Raw genomic sequence first — 16,955 nt, 5'->3', positions numbered from 1 at the left:
TTTGATGGCAAAAGTAGAGTTTGATTTTGAGCAGATCCAGGACGTGCCAACCTTCTACCGCGATTTCGCGCACAAGTTTGCGCTGGACGAGGGGTTTGGCGCCAACCTCGACGCGCTGTGGGACGTGGTGACCGGCGATATCGGTCTGCCGGTGGAAATCGAGTTCACCCACCTCAATGCCCGCAGCAAGCGTCGTTTCGGCGCAATCATTCTGCTGTTTGAAGAAGCGGAAGAAGAGCTGGAAGGCAGCCTGCGCTTCAATATCCGCGAAAGCAGCGGCGAACCGGCGCATCACCGGGGATGAAACGGGTTCATCCCGGGACGGCGGCGGCGCTTAGTCAGCCGCTTCGGCCAGCTCGCGCAGGTATTGGAAGATCTGGCGGTAAGCCTTAGGCGGCTTGTTGGCGGCCTTCTCTTTCTGCGCGTTGCGCACCAGTGAACGCAGCTGTTGACGATCGGCTGCTGGATACAGATCCAGGATCGACGGAATGACGTCATCGCCTTCTTCCACCAGGCGGTCGCGCAGCGCTTCCAGCTTATGGAACAGCGAAACCTGCTGGTTGTGGCGGTTTTTCAGCTTGTCGAGCGCGGTCTGAATCGGCTCGATATCGCGGGCGCGCAGCATCTTGCCGATCAGCTGCAGCTGACGGCGACGGCCTTCTTTCTTGATCTTCTGCGCCAGCTCGATGGCGGCGCGCAAATCTTCGTCCAACGGAATGCGATCCAGCGCGTTTTTGCCCAGATCGACCATTTCGGCCCCCAGGTCTTTCAGCGCTTCGGCATCACGTTTAATTTCACTTTTACTGACCCAGATAATCTCGTCATCGTCCTCGTTTTCATTCTCCGGGACATCGTCGAGCCAGTCTTCAGGCTGTTTGTTCATGGTAGGCTCCGTTAAAAAGAGGCTAATCCTAACAGGTTGCCGGCTTTATGCGAAATTCAACGCGGTTCCTGTTAGACTCAACGGCAGAGATCTCAGGATTTTTGCGCGCCGCTCCGCGTGCACAACTACGCCGCTCCGGCACTTTTCTCAACGATTTTCTGATTAATTATGGCAGATTGATGAAAGTAGTCACTCAAGTTGCAGAACAGCGCAAGGCGCTGGAACAGGCCGTTTCTCAGGCGCTGGAGCTGGCCCGCGCCGGTTCCGACGCGGCGGAAGTGGCGGTCACCAAATCGACCGGCATCAGCGTCAGCACCCGCTTCGGCGAGGTGGAAAACGTCGAGTTCAACAGCGATGGCGCGCTGGGCATCACCGTGTATCACCGCCAGCGCAAAGGCAGCGCCTCTTCCACCGATCTCAGCCCGGATGCCATCGCCCGCACCGTACAGGCGGCGCTGGACATCGCGCGCTACACCTCTGAAGATCCCTGCGCCGGCCCGGCGGAGAAAGATCTGCTGGCGTTCGAGGCGCCGGATCTCGATCTGTTCCACCCGACCGAGCTGGACGCCGAGCGCGGCATCGAGCTGGCGGCGCGCGCCGAGCAGGCTTCGCTGGCGGCGGACAAACGCATTACCAATACCGAAGGCGGCAGCTTCAACAGCCACTACGGCATCAAGGTGTTCGGCAACAGCCACGGCATGCTGCAAAGCTACTGTTCCAGCCGCCACTCGCTGTCCAGCTGCGTCATTGCGGAGCAGGACGGCGATATGGAGCGGGATTACGCTTACACCATCGGCCGTGCGATGGGCGATCTGCACAGCCCCGAGTGGGTGGGGCAGGAGTGCGCCCGCCGCACGCTGGCACGTCTTGCGCCGCGCAAACTGTCGACCATGAAGGCGCCGGTGCTGTTCGCCTCCGAAGTGGCCACCGGGCTTTTCGGCCATCTGGTGGGCGCCATCAGTGGCAGCAGCGTCTACCGTAAATCCACTTTCCTGCTGGACTCGCTCGGCAAACAGATCCTGCCGGAATGGTTGACCGTCGAGGAGCATCCGCACCTGCTGAAAGGGCTGGCGTCAACGCCGTTCGACAGCGAGGGCGTGCGCACCCAGCGGCGCGATATCATCAAGGACGGCGTGCTGCAGACCTGGTTGATGACCAGCTACTCGGCGCGCAAGCTGGGCCTGCACAGCACCGGCCATGCCGGCGGCATCCATAATTGGCGCATTGCCGGGCAGGGCGCGGACTTCGCCGGCATGTTGAAACAGCTTGGCACCGGCCTGGTGGTCACCGAGTTGATGGGCCAGGGCGTCAGCGGCGTCACCGGCGATTACTCGCGCGGCGCCGCCGGTTTCTGGGTGGAAAATGGCGAGATCCAGTACCCGGTCAGCGAGATCACCATTGCCGGCAACCTGAAAGACATGCTGCGCAACATCGTCAGCGTCGGCAGCGATATTGAAACCCGCAGCAATATCCAGTGCGGTTCGGTGCTGCTGCCGGAAATGAAGATCGCCGGTCAGTGATCCTCTGCGCGGCCGGCGCCCGCCGGTCGCGCGTTATCCCGTCTCAACCTTGCTTACAAATCTCCGGTTTCGGTTTTGCCCGGCCTTGCCTATGGTAACGGTGGGTTAATTAAAACAATAACTGGAAGGTGAGCAAACATGCAGAATACCCTGAAAGCGCTGGCGGCGTTGACGCTGCTGGCAGCCAGTTCGCTGGCGGTCGCTGCCGATCTGGGCGACGATATGGACACCCTGGCGGAAAACTATAAAACGGTGCTGAATACCGATTCCGCCGCTACCCTCACACAGAGCCTGCAAAACATGCGCGCCGCCGCGCAGGATGCCAAACAGGGCACTCCGCCGAAGCTGGAAGACAAAGCCGCCGACAGCCCGGAGATGAAAGATTTCCGCAGCGGGTTGGATACCCTGATCGGCCAGATCGATCAGGCGCTGGCCCTGGCCAATCAGGGCAAAGTCGCCGAAGCGAAGCAGCTGGCGCAGGGCTTCAAGCAAACCCGCGACGCCAACCACAAGAAATTCCGCTAATCCGTCAACCGTCGCGCCCGTCTTCCGTCAAATAGGAGGAGGGCGCCTGCCCGAGCACGCGGCGAAACATGGTTGAAAACGCCGCGCTGCTGTCATATCCCATTTCCATCGCCACCTGCGTTACGCTGCGCCCTTCGGCCAGCAGCGCCAACGCCAGTACCACGCAGGCGCGCTGGCGCCATTGCGAAAACGGCAGGCCGGTCTGCGCGCGAAAGAAGCGGCTGAAGGTGCGAATGCTCATGTACAGACGAGGCGCCCACCGCTGCGCGGAGTCGTGGGCGTCGGGGTGCTGCAAAAAGGCGCGGCACAGCTCGCCTAACCGAGGATCGGCGGGTAGCGGGATGTGCAACGGCAAGGGCTGCAGCCTGGCCAGCTCATGCAGCAGCAGTGTTGCCAGCGCTCCGTCGCGCCCCTCTTGTTCATACTCCAGCGGCATGTCCACCGCCGCCATCAACAGCTGGCGCATCAGCGGAGTGACGCTGACCACCTGGCATACCTGCGGCCGTTCGGCGGGCAACGCGCCGGGTTCGAGGTATAGGCTGCGGGTGGTGACGCCGACCATCCTCACCGCGTGCGGCATCTGCGGCGGCAGCCATACCGCGTGCTGCGGCGGGACGACCCAATTGCCTTGCTGCGTGAAAACGTGCATGACGCCGGTGGCGCCGTACAGCAACTGCGCGCGCCGGTGGCTGTGCATCGGCAGCAGGTGTCCCGGCGGATAATCGGTGCCGATGGCGATCACCGCGCGCGTTACGTGGTCGATGTCATCAATGCGGACGTTGCGCATGTGTTTCCTTTGGCGGGCAGATTGGCCGAAACGCAATGATAGTTGGCCTTTCATATAAAGCAAGCCAGCGGCCGCCGCCCTACTATCGGGGCAGAAAAATAATGCTTGTTCGCGGTGCCGTTATTTTATCGGCCATAAAGCCCGTGCAAGTTTTCACACCGGGGTGGGACGAAGGTTTTCGTTCTCGCAATACAAGAAGTTAATAAGGAATAAAGCGTCATTTTATTCCAACACCTGAAGCAATAGTTCTTAGCGCAGTTCAATGACTATAAGGTGATATTTCATGTATAAGTTCGGTGTGGTTGGCGGCGGAGCCGCCGGGATCGCTTTTGCGTATAACTTTATAAAAAATAAGTCGGTTAATCATTGCAAAAGGCCGCTTTCCCTGACGGTGTTCGACAAGCAGGGCTTCAAGGGCGGAATGGCATACAGCAGCGATTTTGACAGCCATATATTAAATATGACGCCGGAAAATATGTCGGCGGATATTTTCGACGACACGCACTTCGTTGATTGGATCGCCATGCATTTCCCGCAGTTTTGCCAGGATCGTTATCCGCCGCGCTGGCTGTATCGGGAATATCTCGATTTTATTCGCGACATGACGATTTATATGGCGGCGGACAGTAACGTCGCGCTGAATTTCGTGACCGCCGAAGTAAATGCCATCGCGCCGCTCGAAGCCGGCTACCGGCTGACCACCACCTGTGGCAGCGCCGAACAGATGAATGCGCTGGTGCTGTGTTCGGGGCACAACCCGCCGGAATGTCTCTATCCGGTGGATGGCGTGATCGCTTATCAGGCCCACCAGGATCTGCCGCCGATCAACCCTTATTCGAGCATTGGCGTGATCGGCTGCAGCCTGACGGCGATTGACGCCATCGTTGAGCTGATGGAGCGCCTGGGGGCGACCGACATCTGTGCCCTGTCGCGTTCGGGCCTGTTCCCCAGCGTGCAGCCGGCGCTGATGCGTCCGCCGCCGGAAGCGTTTGTTGAGGCGCTGCGGCGCTTTGTCGCCGGCCGCGATTTTATTGACGCGCATCAGCTGGTACATGCGATCAATGCCGCGCTGGCGCGCCACTATCCGGGGCCGGAGCGGCTGACGGTGCTCTCGGCGCTGGGGGAAAGGCGCGATTGCTATCGCGATCTGGCAGACAGTCTCGATCGCGCGCGTTTTGCCCGGGAGCATATCTGCAGCTATCTGGCGGCGATCCACCCGGCGGTGTGCGCCGCCTGGGTCAAGATGGATGCCAACAACCGGCAGGTCTTCATGCGCTTTTACAACTCCTCCTGGATGCGCAATCGACATGCCATGCCGCTAAAGAACGCCAGCAAGATCGTGGCGGCGCTGGAGAGCCAACGTTTGCGTGCCTGCGGCGGCCTGGTGGATATCAGTAAGGGGGCGGACGGGTTTATCCTTCGTTGCCATGAGACGCGGGTGCATGCGCAGTATCTGTTCAACTGCACCACGCCTTCTTATCAACTGCCGCCCAACCGCCTGAGCCATCAGCTGCTGCAAGACGGACTGGTGCAAGAGAACCTGTTCGGCGGCGTGAAGTGCAACCCGCACACGCTGAAAATCGCCGACCGACGCGGCCGTGAGCAGCATCTCTACTCGCTTGGCGCGCCCGCCAAGGGCGATCTGTTTTACACCTCGGCGATGGAATCCATCACGCGGGATATCAGCAAGATCGTGTTCAACAACCCTATTTTCAATGCAAAGAAGGCTGAAGTATGAAAAACGTAGCGCTCTTTGTCGGCAACGACATTTTCTCCTGGCTGGTGTGTCAGGATTTGATCGCCGCCCTGAGGGACGAGTGTACTTTTACGGTGTATTTTCCCCTGGCGAAAAGCGCCGGGCGCACGCAGGAGCCGGCGGTTCGCCGCCTGGGGCTGTATGAGCGCGAGGTGCTGAATGATTTCGTGTTCCCGTTCGTTGGCCGCAACGCCGCCGCCTGTGAGGGCGCCTATCAGCCGCCGGCTCTGTTCCTGGCCGCCGCCGGGGTCAAAGCGCATCGCGTTCTCGACATCAATGACGCCGCGTTTATCAGCAGCCTGGGCCATATGGACGGGGTGATCTCTTTACGCTGTTATCAGAAATTTTCCGCCGACTATGTGCGCGCCTTCAGCCGACACGGCAAGCTGCTGTGGAACCTGCATCCGGGAGATTTGCCACGCTATCGCGGGGTGATGACGCTGTTCCGCGCGATGATGAACGGTGACAGGGACTGTGCGGTAACGCTGCATGAAATGGATGAGCACTGGGACGCCGGCCCGGTGATCGCCCGTCTGCCCGCCGAGCTGCGCCACGATCTGTCGTTCCTGGAAAACATGATGTTGCTGGGCGTACAAAGCGGCACCTTTTTGGCGCGCCAGCTGATGCGGGCGGAGCACAGCGAAGCGATAACGGCGGAAAAGCAGGGCGATTCGCGCTACTGGGGTTTCCCGGATGCGCAGACGCTGGCGCAGGCGGAACAGGCGGGCATTGAGCTGGTGGACCATGACGCCGTGCGTGAGCAGTATCTGGGGCTGTTCGTCGGCGATCGCTTCCACCCGCTGGCGGGGCAGTTCTGCGCCGGGTTCGACGACTTCGTGCGGGCGCACGGCCATGATTGAAACGTTGATTGTACTGGGGGCCGGTTTTCTGACCGGCATCACCACCATTCTGTTCGGCTTCGGCGGCGGCTTTGTAGTGGTGCCTTTCGTCTATCACTTGATCTCTGTGTCGGGCGAGCAGCCCGGCCAGGCGATGCATATCGCGGTGGCAACCTCGACGGCGGTGATGATCCTCAACGCGAGTTACGCGACGCTGACCAACTGGCGCAGCGGCAACCTGCTGCGCGAAACCATCGTGCCGCTGATCTTTTTCATCGGCATCGGCGCTGCGCTGGGCGCGTTCGCCTCCTCACTGCTGGCGGACGGCGTGATCCGCGGGCTGTTTGTGGTCTATATGGCGGTGACCATCGCCGACTGTCTGTTCCGCCGAGGTTTTCTGGTCAAACCGGCGCGCGCCGACCTGTCCCCCGCCACGTTGTGGGGCGGCGGCCCGCTGATAGGCGGTATCGCCACGCTGCTGGGGGTGGGCGGCAGCGTCATGACGGTGCCGCTGCTGCGCCGCCACGGCTACGACATGAAATATTGCGTCAGCGCCGCCAACCCGCTGTCGATCCCGGTGGCGGTGATCGGGGCGCTGATGTATATCGTGTTGGGGTGGCACGAGATGAGCGGGCCGCAGTATCTGGGCTACGTCAATCTGAACATTCTGGGGCTGCTGGTGGTGGCGGGGATTGCGGGGATCGTGTTTGCCAGGCGCTGTTTGCCGAAGGTGAGCGATGCGCTGCATGCCAAAATCTACGTGCTGCTGCTGATCGCCGTGCTGATCGCTATCTGCCTCTGAGACAGAAAGGGCGGCCGGATGCCGCCCTGAAAACCGCTTAACGGTGGTATTCGCCCGCCGCTTCCGGCTGGTACAACAACTCCAGCACTTCAATCCGCGCTTCTTCACCGTTCGGCAATTGCCAGGAGATCTGCTTGCCGACGTGCATGCCAAGCAGCGCTGCGCCCAGCGGCGCCATCACCGACAGCTGATCGTGGCTGTCTTTCAGCGATGCCGGGTAAACCAGCGTGCGCACGTGCTCTTCATCGGTGTGCAGATCGCGAAAACGCACGCGGCTGTTCATGGTCACCACGTTGGCCGGCATTTTCTCCGGCGGCAGGATTTCCGCGCGATCCAATTCGTCGTTCAGCGCGGCGGCGACGTCGGTATTGGCAAAGGCCGGTTGTTCCAATAGCGCATCCAGGCGTTCCGCATCCAGCTCATTAATAGTAATGATGGGTTTGGTCATTCCACTCTCCAGTCAAATCAAAGGGCGCCAGTCTGTGCGCCCATAAATTCGGAAAAACAACACAAAGCAACACCCCCGCGCCAGAGGAGCGGGGGTGTGGGTAATGTCGATTTGTCCTAGTGATAGTAGGCGGTTGGGGCAAGAAAAGAAAGAGATCCCGATCACGAAGGCTTTTATCGTCAATCGAGGCAAAAAAAACCGTTAGCCGGGTTATGTAATTGTTATCTCATTCACTTTTTCGCCGCAGCGCCGTTTTGCGAAATGGATCTCCGCGCGTCATTCGATTTCCACTTCGAACTGGAAAAAACCGGTCTACACAGAAAATCCTACCGGGAGTAGGGTAAAGACATCACAGAAAGCGGGTTATTCAGGTGATGCGCTTTACGGCTTACTGATTAATGTGGGATCTAGGGGTACTGAAAAGTGAATGATGGATCTGCTTCGATAAAAGAAATTGAACAATCCGATGTCAGCGAAGCCGGGGCGATCACCGCTCGGGTGTTGGCGGATATTACCGCGATGCTGAATGCTGAAAATATTTATACCAATGCGGTGCAGCAACAGATGCTGGAATCGCATATTCGTGCCATGGTGCTGCGTTCAATAACCGGCGAGCCGTTGCCGGAGGTAGATAAATCATTGTTCGACGAAATCTCCGCCGAATCCATGCAAATGGCGGAGCGCGTGGTGGATCAGTTTGACACATTGCCTATCGAAGAAGCCTATTTATTGTCAGTGCACTTCGAAGTGGCGAAAGATAATAACGCATAGCGGTTAATGCATCGATTTAAATCAGGAGAATATAACATGGGTCAAATTACCGTAGTGATCGGCGATCGTTTGGGCAAAGGGCAAAAAGTCGGCCAGGGTGTTGAAAACGCAGGCGGAAAAGCGGTGGTTATCCCCGGCGTGGCGGCGGACATGAAGCTGGGCGACGTCATGAAAGCGGAAAACGCGCAGCTGGGCATCTCTTTTTGCGGTAGCGGTGGCGCCGGCGCAATTACCGCGCAAACCAAATACGGCTACAAAGCCAAATACGGCATGCGTTCGGTGGAAGAGGGCGTGACGGCAATTAATGAAGGCTGCAACGTGCTGGGTTTCGGCTTTATGGATAAAGAAGAGCTGGGCCAGAAACTGGTGGAAGCCTACGTCAAAAAACATGGCAACCCATAATGAAAGAGCAATATACCACATCGGTAAAGGTGGAGGGTAAAGGCGACAGCAAAGCGAAAGCTTTTGCTTCCGCCTTGGCTAATGTGCAGGGCGCGGTATTAAAGTCCACCAACAATATTCTGCTGCGCATCGAGCCGCAGGACGTCAGCGTAGTGAAAGCGGAAGAGAAAATAACTAAAGAGAAATTTCTTTTCTTCTTTTTGCCGCGTGAAAGAAAGAGCTATGCCGTTTCTCTGGAAATAACCGTGAACGTAACCATTATCAATACCGAGAAGGTTGTCTTCGTCACGAAATAAAAACGTTAGCATAAATGAAAGGGTATACTGATGTTTTTAATCATCTTATTTAAATCGATAATTATCGGTGGGCTGGTGGGAGTCGGCGTAGGGGCCGGCGCCGCACGCATGTTCCACGCACCGACAACACAGGGCATGGGGGCGTTTCGTACCCTGGGCGAGCTGAACTCCTGCGAGGGCGATCCGGCTTCCCACTTCTCATTCGGTCTGGGCTTCTTCTTCAACGCCTGGGCGTCTTCCGTAGCGGCGGGCTCCTTCACGCAGGACGTCGATCACCGCATCATCCCGCACTGGGGCGCGGCGGCCCTGATGGTCAAGAACCGCAATCTGGCGCAAACGCTGCACGATCCGAAAAAAATGGCCATCGCCTGCGGCATCATCGGCATGCTGGTGGTGGCCTTCCTCAATACCACCGCTTCCGCCGTGCCTGCCGCGCTGCAGGTCACCGCGATCAAGGTGCTGGTGCCGGCGGCCAACCTGCTGGTGAATACCGTGATGCCGGTGATCTTCTGGCTGGCGGCGATCGACGCCGGGCGCCGTTCCGGCTTCTGGGGCACCATCTTCGGCGGCCTGGCGCAGCTGATCATGGGCAACGCCGTACCGGGCCTGGTGCTGGGCATTCTGATCGGCAAAGGCGTGGAAGAGAGCGGCTGGAACAAGATCACCAAGATCATGATGGCGGTGATCGTGCTGCTGTTCGTGCTGAGCGGCTTCTTCCGCGGCTTTGACATGAAAGTTCTCGAGTCCTTCAGCCTCGGCGTGCCGGGCTGGCTGGACGCCATTCACAACACCCTGAGCGGTAAATAAGGAGCGGGATGATGGAAGAGCAAACCCAAAAAGGCTTCTGGTACGCCGACTGGTCATTCCCGATTTTTGTTGGCCTGCTGTCCTCCGGCGTGTTCGCCGGGACGCACATGTACTACCTGTACGGCATCGGCGCCTTTAACGAAGTGGCCTTCGTCTCCATGCTGCGGGCGGGGATGGATACCGGCGTGTATGGCGCGGTGGCGGCGTTCGGCGCCAGCTTCCTGTTCGCGCGCATCATCGAAGGTTCACTGGTGGGCATCCTCGACATCGGCGGCGCGATCCAGACCGGCGTCGGGCTGGGCGTACCGGCGCTGCTTTTGGGGGCCGGCATCGTGTTCCCGGTCGCCAACTTTGCCGCTTCGCTGGCTACCGGCCTGATCATCGGCCTGGCGATCGGTTATGTGATCATTCTGGCGCGAAAATTCACCATCAATCAAAGCAACTCCACCTACGGGGCGGACGTGATGATGGGGGCGGGCAACTCCTCGGGCCGCTTCCTCGGGCCGTTGATCATCCTGTCGGCAATGACCGCCTCGATCCCGATCGGCATCGGTTCGCTGCTCGGCGCGCTGCTGTTCTATATCTGGGGTAAACCGATCACCGGCGGAGCGATCCTCGGCGCGATGATCCTGGGGGCGATCTTCCCGGTAGCCATTTCTTAAGAGGCCTGCGCCAGGCGCCGCCCGATGCTGCGGCGGCGCCCGGGCTAACAGGAGCAATGCGGTATGTATGACTTAGTAATCAGAGGCGCCAGACTGGCGGACGATACGCTGATCGATCTGGCGGTGAAAGACGGCAAAATAGCCTCGGTGGGGCGGCTGGCGGCGGACATCAGCGCCGTTCGCCAGCTGGATTTGGCGGGCAACTGCCGCCTGAGCGCCGGTTGGATCGATGCGCACGTGCACTGCTATCCCGAATCGCCGATTTATCATGACGAGCCGGATCGGGTCGGCGTCGCCAGCGGCGTCACCAGCGTGGTCGATGCCGGCAGCACCGGCGCCGACGATATCGACGCCTTTTATCAACTGACGCGCAGCGCCAAAACCAACGTTTTCGCCTTCCTCAATATCTCGCGCATCGGCCTGCTGCGGCAGAACGAGCTGGCGGAGTTGACGGACATCGACAAGCGCGAGGCCGGCCAGGCCATCGCCAACCATCCCGGTTTCATCATCGGTATCAAGGCGCGCATGAGCAGCAGCGTGGTGGGCAAGAACGGCACCCGCCCGCTGGTGTTGGCTAAAGAGATCCAGCAGGAAAACCGCCAGCTGCCGCTGATGGTGCATATCGGCAATAACCCGCCGGATCTGGACGAGATTGCCGATCTGTTGACCCGTGGCGACATCATCACCCACTGCTACAACGGCAAACCGAACCGCATTCTGACGCCGGCGGGCACGCTGCGCGAGTCTATCCAGCGCGCGCTGCGGCGCGGCGTATTGCTCGACGTGGGGCACGGCACCGCCAGCTTCAGCTTCGAGGTGGCGCGCCAGGCGATCACGCTGGGTATTTTGCCGCACACCATCAGCTCCGATATTTACTGCCGCAACCGCATGAACGGACCGGTGCACAGCCTGGCGACGGTGATGTCCAAATTCTTCAGCGTCGGCCTGACGCTGCCGCAGGTGATCGCCTGCGTGACGGAGAACGCTGCGTCGGCGCTGCAGCTGAGCGGCAAAGGGCGGCTGGAGCCGGGCTATGACGCCGATTTCACGCTGTTTGAGCTGCGCCGCGAACCGCAGGTCTTCGCTGACGCCGAAGGGCAAACCGCCGAGGGCGAACGGCTGCTGGTGCCGCTGGCTGCGGTGGTGGCCGGGGAAATCCTATTAACCGAACAAGGGGAGGCAAGCCATGTCTTCGATTTATGAAAAATACGGTTTGAAGCAGGTGATCAACACCTCCGGCCGCATGACCATTCTCGGCGTTTCCACGCCGCGCCAGGACGTGATCGACGCCGTTGATTACGGCCTGAACCACTATTTCGAAATCAAGGATCTGGTCAACAAGACCGGCGCCTACATCGCCGATCTGCTCAACGTGGAAGATGCGGTGATCGTCTCCTGCGCCTCGGCGGGCATCGCCCAGTCGGTGGCGGCGGTGATCGTTAAAGATAACGCCAATCTGCTGGTGAACCTGCACTCGATGCCGGTGACCGTGCCGCGCGAGATCGTGCTGCCGCGCGGCCACAACGTCAACTTCGGCGCGCCGGTGGACACCATGGTGGCGCTGGGCGGCGGCAAGGTGGTGGAGGCGGGGTACGCCAACGAATGTTCGCCGGAGCAGATTGAAGCCTGCATCACGCCGCAGACTGCGGCGATCCTGTACGTCAAATCGCACCACTGCGTGCAGAAAAGCATTTTGTCCGTCGAACAGGCGGCAGTGGTGGCGCGCAAGCATAACCTGCCGCTGATCGTCGACGCCGCGGCGGAAGAAGATCTGATGTGTTACTACCAGATGGGGGCCGATCTGGTGATCTACAGCGGCGCCAAAGCCATCGAGGGGCCGACCAGCGGTCTGGTTGTCGGCAAGAAACAGTACGTCGAGTGGGTGAAGTTGCAATCCGGCGGCATCGGCCGGGCGATGAAGGTCGGTAAAGAGGGCATCCTCGGCCTGACGCAGGCGATTGAAAGCTATCTGACGCTTGAGAAAACCACCGGGCAACAGATGGTGGAGCGGATGACGCCATTCCTCAACAGCCTCAACACCCTGACCGGCGTCAGCGCCAAGACCGTCTGGGACAGCGCCGGCCGCGATATCGCCCGCGCCGAGATCGCCTTTGACGAAGCGGTGCTGGGGCGTTCGACCTATGACATCGTCCAGGCGTTGAAAACCGGCGATATCGCCATCTACTTCCGCGGCTATAAGGCCAACGAGGGCAAGATTGAGGTCGACGTGCGCAGCGTCGACGAGCAACAGCTGATGACCGTCTTTAGCTGTATCAAAAACCTGTTTACGGAGAAACAAGCATGAAGCTGCAGCCTAACTACTATCGCGACCGCGTCTGCCTGAACGTGCTGGCCGGCTCCAAAGCCAACGCGCAGGACATCTACGCCGCGGCGGAAGGCCATGTGCTGGTGGGCGTGCTCTCCAAGAACTACCCGGACGTCGACAGCGCGGTGACCGACATGCTGCGCTATGCGCGCCTGATCGAAAACGCGCTGTCGGTCGGCCTGGGCGCCGGCGATCCGAAGCAGTCGGCGATGGTCAGCCTGATCGCTCAGCAGGTGCAGCCGCAGCACGTTAACCAGGTGTTTACCGGCGTCGGCGCTAGCCGCGCGCTGCTGGGCCAGAACGACAGCGTGGTCAACGGCCTGGTGTCGCCGACCGGCCGCGTCGGTTGGGTGAAGATTTCTACCGGCCCATTGAGCGCCGCGGCGCCGGACGGCATCGTGCCGGTGGAAACCGCCATCGCCTTGCTGAAGGACATGGGCGGCAGCTCCATCAAGTATTTCCCGATGGGCGGCCTGAAGTGCAAGGACGAATACCAGTACGTCGCCAAGGCCTGCGCCGAGCATGACTTTATGCTGGAGCCGACCGGCGGCATCGATCTGGAGAACTTTGAGCCGATCGTCGAGATCGCGCTGGCGGCCGGCGTGAAACGCGTGATCCCGCATATCTACAGCTCGATCATCGACGCCGCCAGCGGCGACACGCGTCCGCAGGACGTGAAAACCCTGCTGGCGATGACCAAAAAGCTGGTGGGCTGAACGCACAATGGGATGAGGTAAACGCTGGGAGGCGAAGGTTTTCCCGTGGCGCGGCATGCCGCGCCGTTACCTATAGCCTATAGCTTTCAAGTTGCAGCTAGGCGGCAAGCGCAGGAGCCCCAGGAGCTTACTTAAGTAAGTGACTGGGGTGAGTGTGGGCAGCCAACAACGCTGCGGCTTGAAAGATGACGGGTATATACTGAGGACTACTATGCGAAACTGGCAGGCTCCAACCCGACGCACCGCGTTGTTCCTGGCGCTGCTGGCCGTGACCGGCCCGGCGCTGCATGCTGAGGATGCAATGAACTCCACGTCATCTCATTTTGCCTATATCGGCACCTACAATCCCAACGGCGAAGGCGTTTACCGGGTGCAGGTCGATCCGGCCAGCGGCGCGCTGAGCCACGCCACGCTGGTCAGCAACGTGCCGAATCCGGCGCAGCTGACGCTGGGCGTCGGCGGCAAAACGCTGTATGTCGCCAGCGAAGTGGCCGATTTCAACGGCGGTAAGCACGGCGGCATCACCGCCTACCGGATCAATCCGGCCGATGGCGCACTGACACAGCTCAACCAGGTGGATTCGCAGGGGGCAGGGCCGGTGTATCTTACCTCGACGCCGGACGGCCGCCATCTGCTGGTGGCGAACTACGTCAGCGGCAGCGTGGCGGCTTTCCCGATCGAAGCGGACGGCCGCCTGGGCACCGCCAGCTCGGTGCAGCAACAACAGGGCCCGGCGGGCGCGGCCAAACCGGCGGCGGCGGTGAACGGCAGCTTCGCCATCAGCGATCACAACGGCCCGCATGCCCATATGATCGCCAGCGATCCAAGCGGCAAGTTTGTGTTCTCTACCGATCTGGGATTGGATCGCATCTACCAATGGCGCTTTGACGCCGCGAGCGGCCGGCTGACGCCGAACGATCCACCGTGGATCGCTGCCTCGTCCGCCGGCGCCGGCCCGCGTCACTTTGTGTTTCATCCGGATGGCGACACCGTGCTGCTGGTGAACGAAGAGGCTTCGACGTTGACCAGCTACCGTTTTGATCGCCAAAAAGGTACTCTGAAACAACTGCATGCAGTTTCCGCGCTGCCCGCCGACTATCAGGGTACCAGCTTCGCTTCGGGGCTGGCGCTCAGCAAGAACGGCGACACGTTGTACGTCGCCAACCGGCTGCATAACAGCATTGCCCAGTTCAGCGTGGGCGCCGGCGGCGAGTTGAAACCGGTGGCGGAAACCTGGACCCGCGGCGATTACCCGCGTTCGCTGGCGCTGAGCTTGGATGGCCGCTATCTGTATGCGTTGAACCAGCGCAGCGATAACGTCACTCGCTTCAGCGTCAACCCGACGGACGGCAAGCTCAGCTTTGTGGGCGGCTATCTGCCGATCGGCAGCCCCTCGCAAATGGCGTTTCTGCCGCCGGCGAAGTAACCCGTGGCCCGCCCGGTTCGCCGGGTGGGCCGCCTGATTGACGGATACAGAATGGTGCGATTTCCTTACCCGCGTTTGGCTTACTTGTTCGATGCTTTGCAAACCGAGACTTTGCCGCAGGATGAGCTGGCGAAGCGTTTCGCCGTGTCAACCCGCACGGTGCGGGCGGATATCACCGCGCTGAACGAGATCCTGGACAAGTACGGCGCGCGTTTCGTGCATAGCCGTGGGGCCGGCTATCGCCTGCAGGTCGATAACGCCGCGCTGTTCAGCGCCCTGCAGCATCAGGAGCGCCGCAAGCATGCTACCCCGCGCAGCGCGCAAGAGCGGGTGCATTATCTGCTGGTGCGTTTTTTGACCTCAGCCTTCTCCCTTAAACTGGAAGATCTGGCCGACGAATGGTTCGTCAGCCGCGGTACGTTGCAAAACGACATGGCTGAGGTGAGGGAACGTCTGGCTCACTATCAATTGACGATCGAAACCAAACCGCGCTACGGCATGAAGCTGTTCGGCGCCGAGATGGCGATCCGCGCCTGCCTCACCGATCTGCTGTTCCAGCTGCAGCTGGCCGATGCCGAGAACCCGCTGCTCAACAACGAGATCCTGCTGCAGCCGCAGGTAGCGGCGTTCGCCGGATTGCTGCATCCGCTGTTGTCGCAATATGCCATTCGCCTGACCGATGAGGGCGAACAGTACCTGATTTTCTACTGCGCGGTGGCGCTGCGGCGCATCAACGACGGCTATCCGCTGCCGGACTTCGAGGTGGAGGACGGCGACGACGCGGTGCGCCAGGTGTCGACCCGCCTGGCGGCGGAGCTGCGTGCGGCCTCCGGCAAAGAGATCTCGATGGCCGAAGAGGCCTATCTGCGGGTCAACATCGCCGCGCGCCGCGTGCAGGACGTGCAACCGACCGAGATCAATGCCGACGATGAAGAAGCGTTGGTGGACTACATCCTGTCCTACATCAACGCACACTATAACTATAACCTGCAGGGCGACGAGCAGCTGCGGGCCGATCTGCTCACCCATATCAAGACCATGATTACGCGGGTGAAATACCAGATCAATATCCCCAATCCGCTGTTGGCCAATATCAAGCAGCACTATCCGATGGCTTACGACGTGACGCTGGCGGCGGTCTCCAGCTGGGGCAAATACACCCCCTATACCCTGAGCGAGAACGAGATAGGCTATCTGGTGTTGCACATTGGCGTGGGGCTGGAGCGGCATTACAACATCGGTTATGAACGCCACCCGCAGGTGATGCTGGTGTGCGATACCGGCAACTCAACGGTGCGCATGATCCAGGCGCAGATTGCGCGCAAATATCCGCAGCTGGTGATGACGCGCATCGTCTCGCTGCGCGATTACGAGATGCTTGCGCATATCGACGAAGACTTCGTGATTTCCAACGCCCGTATCGGCGAAAAGAACAAGCCGGTGGTGGTAATGTCGCCGTTCCCGACCGATTATCAGCTGGAGCAACTGGGCAAGCTGGTGCTGGTGGATCGCACCAAACCGTACATGCTGGAGAAGTTCTTCGACGCCGAGCATTTCATGGTGCTCAACGAGCCGCTGACGCAGGCGGAGCTGTTCAGCCGGGTGTGCGGCCAGCTGGAGCGGGAAGGGTACGTCGGCGCGGACTTTTATCCGTCGCTGGTTGAACGTGAGGCGATCGTCTCCACGCTGCTGGGTGAAGGCATCGCGCTGCCGCACTCGCTGGGGCTGCTGGCGAAAAAGACCGTGGTAGTGACGCTGCTGGCGCCGCAGGGGGTCGCCTGGGGGGAAGGTGAGATCGCGCACGTGATTTTCCTGCTGGCGATCAGCAAGAGCGACTATGAAGAGGCGATGGCGATCTACGAGCTGTTCGTCACCTTCGTGCGTGAACGCTCAATGAGCCGCCTGCTGGGCAGCGACAGCTTCGACAGCTTCAAAGCGGTGGCGCTGGACTGCCTGAGCCGGAGTTGAGGGGCATGTGAGTGATTGGGC

19 protein-coding genes are annotated in these 16,955 nt (G+C 60.2%); 16 read left to right on the top strand and 3 right to left on the bottom strand.

Going from position 1 to position 16,955, the window contains the following annotated elements; all coding sequences use genetic code 11:
- Positions 1-4 precede the first annotated feature (4 nt).
- A complete protein-coding gene (locus BVU99_RS01480) occupies positions 5-304 on the top strand; it encodes a barstar family protein (RefSeq protein ID WP_004936963.1) in 300 nt (99 codons plus the stop codon).
- A gap of 30 nt (positions 305-334) precedes the next feature.
- On the opposite strand, the gene yjgA is transcribed toward BVU99_RS01480, so the two are convergent.
- The gene (yjgA, locus tag BVU99_RS01475) at positions 335-883 is read right to left on the bottom strand and encodes a ribosome biogenesis factor YjgA (RefSeq protein ID WP_004936968.1); all 549 of its coding nucleotides are present in this window, start codon (positions 881-883) and stop codon (positions 335-337) included.
- 179 nt (positions 884-1,062) lie between these two features.
- Here yjgA and pmbA point away from each other — a divergent pair, with 179 nt between their 5' ends.
- Positions 1,063-2,403: a metalloprotease PmbA gene (gene pmbA, locus BVU99_RS01470; protein WP_025304390.1), complete on the top strand. Its 1,341-nt coding sequence runs from the start codon at positions 1,063-1,065 to the stop codon at positions 2,401-2,403.
- A gap of 138 nt (positions 2,404-2,541) precedes the next feature.
- The gene (gene cybC, locus BVU99_RS01465; protein ID WP_016930224.1) at positions 2,542-2,928 is read left to right on the top strand and encodes a cytochrome b562; all 387 of its coding nucleotides are present in this window, start codon (positions 2,542-2,544) and stop codon (positions 2,926-2,928) included.
- A gap of 4 nt (positions 2,929-2,932) precedes the next feature.
- On the opposite strand, the gene BVU99_RS01460 is transcribed toward cybC, so the two are convergent.
- Entirely contained in the window at positions 2,933-3,715 is a 783-nt protein-coding gene (locus tag BVU99_RS01460; protein WP_025304388.1) for a helix-turn-helix transcriptional regulator, read from the bottom strand.
- A 283-nt stretch (positions 3,716-3,998) separates the two neighbouring features.
- On the opposite strand from BVU99_RS01460, the gene BVU99_RS01455 reads away from it, so the two are divergent.
- From BVU99_RS01455 to BVU99_RS01445, 3 genes are read left to right on the top strand one after another with little or no spacing between them, the layout of a single operon-like run.
- Positions 3,999-5,453: an FAD/NAD(P)-binding protein gene (locus tag BVU99_RS01455; protein WP_025304387.1), complete on the top strand. Its 1,455-nt coding sequence runs from the start codon at positions 3,999-4,001 to the stop codon at positions 5,451-5,453.
- Positions 5,450-6,331 carry a formyltransferase family protein gene (locus BVU99_RS01450; RefSeq protein ID WP_060448025.1) on the top strand — a complete coding sequence of 294 codons (882 nt, stop codon included), beginning with the start codon at positions 5,450-5,452 and terminating at the stop codon, positions 6,329-6,331. Before BVU99_RS01455 ends, BVU99_RS01450 begins: the two co-directional genes overlap by 4 nt.
- Positions 6,324-7,112 (top strand): sulfite exporter TauE/SafE family protein, encoded by a 789-nt coding sequence (locus tag BVU99_RS01445; protein WP_025304385.1) that lies wholly within the window; start codon positions 6,324-6,326, stop codon positions 7,110-7,112. Before BVU99_RS01450 ends, BVU99_RS01445 begins: the two co-directional genes overlap by 8 nt.
- 37 nt (positions 7,113-7,149) lie before the next feature.
- On the opposite strand, the gene rnk is transcribed toward BVU99_RS01445, so the two are convergent.
- Positions 7,150-7,560, bottom strand: a complete 411-nt coding sequence (gene rnk / locus BVU99_RS01440) for a nucleoside diphosphate kinase regulator (RefSeq protein WP_004936993.1) — start codon at positions 7,558-7,560, stop codon at positions 7,150-7,152.
- Positions 7,561-7,983: 423 nt separating this feature from the next.
- On the opposite strand from rnk, the gene BVU99_RS01435 reads away from it, so the two are divergent.
- The 10 genes from BVU99_RS01435 (at position 7,984) to BVU99_RS01385 (ending at position 16,934) form a co-directional block, all read left to right on the top strand.
- Positions 7,984-8,331 carry a glycine dehydrogenase gene (locus BVU99_RS01435; RefSeq protein ID WP_025304384.1) on the top strand — a complete coding sequence of 116 codons (348 nt, stop codon included), beginning with the start codon at positions 7,984-7,986 and terminating at the stop codon, positions 8,329-8,331.
- 36 nt (positions 8,332-8,367) lie between these two features.
- Positions 8,368-8,733 carry a glycine-rich SFCGS family protein gene (locus BVU99_RS01430; protein ID WP_004937000.1) on the top strand — a complete coding sequence of 122 codons (366 nt, stop codon included), beginning with the start codon at positions 8,368-8,370 and terminating at the stop codon, positions 8,731-8,733.
- Positions 8,733-9,029 (top strand): DUF4312 family protein, encoded by a 297-nt coding sequence (locus BVU99_RS01425; RefSeq protein ID WP_004937003.1) that lies wholly within the window; start codon positions 8,733-8,735, stop codon positions 9,027-9,029. Before BVU99_RS01430 ends, BVU99_RS01425 begins: the two co-directional genes overlap by 1 nt.
- 30 nt (positions 9,030-9,059) lie before the next feature.
- Positions 9,060-9,836 (top strand): DUF4311 domain-containing protein, encoded by a 777-nt coding sequence (locus BVU99_RS01420; RefSeq protein WP_004937006.1) that lies wholly within the window; start codon positions 9,060-9,062, stop codon positions 9,834-9,836.
- 11 nt (positions 9,837-9,847) lie between these two features.
- Positions 9,848-10,498: a DUF4310 family protein gene (locus BVU99_RS01415; protein ID WP_004937013.1), complete on the top strand. Its 651-nt coding sequence runs from the start codon at positions 9,848-9,850 to the stop codon at positions 10,496-10,498.
- Between the two features lie 63 nt (positions 10,499-10,561).
- On the top strand, positions 10,562-11,701 hold the full coding sequence (locus tag BVU99_RS01410; RefSeq protein WP_099816649.1) for an amidohydrolase/deacetylase family metallohydrolase: 1,140 nt from the start codon (positions 10,562-10,564) through the stop codon (positions 11,699-11,701).
- A complete protein-coding gene (locus BVU99_RS01405) occupies positions 11,685-12,803 on the top strand; it encodes a DgaE family pyridoxal phosphate-dependent ammonia lyase (protein WP_099816648.1) in 1,119 nt (372 codons plus the stop codon). Before BVU99_RS01410 ends, BVU99_RS01405 begins: the two co-directional genes overlap by 17 nt.
- Positions 12,800-13,540 carry a KDGP aldolase family protein gene (locus tag BVU99_RS01400; protein WP_025304381.1) on the top strand — a complete coding sequence of 247 codons (741 nt, stop codon included), beginning with the start codon at positions 12,800-12,802 and terminating at the stop codon, positions 13,538-13,540. Before BVU99_RS01405 ends, BVU99_RS01400 begins: the two co-directional genes overlap by 4 nt.
- A gap of 211 nt (positions 13,541-13,751) precedes the next feature.
- A complete protein-coding gene (locus tag BVU99_RS01390; protein WP_099816647.1) occupies positions 13,752-14,966 on the top strand; it encodes a lactonase family protein in 1,215 nt (404 codons plus the stop codon).
- Positions 14,967-15,017: 51 nt separating this feature from the next.
- Positions 15,018-16,934: a PRD domain-containing protein gene (locus BVU99_RS01385; protein ID WP_038629931.1), complete on the top strand. Its 1,917-nt coding sequence runs from the start codon at positions 15,018-15,020 to the stop codon at positions 16,932-16,934.
- Positions 16,935-16,955 lie beyond the last annotated feature (21 nt).

This window comes from Serratia sp. OLAL2, assembly GCF_002752475.1.
GTDB lineage: Bacteria > Pseudomonadota > Gammaproteobacteria > Enterobacterales > Enterobacteriaceae > Serratia > Serratia bockelmannii.
This window is presented reverse-complemented; position numbering and strand designations above follow the sequence as displayed.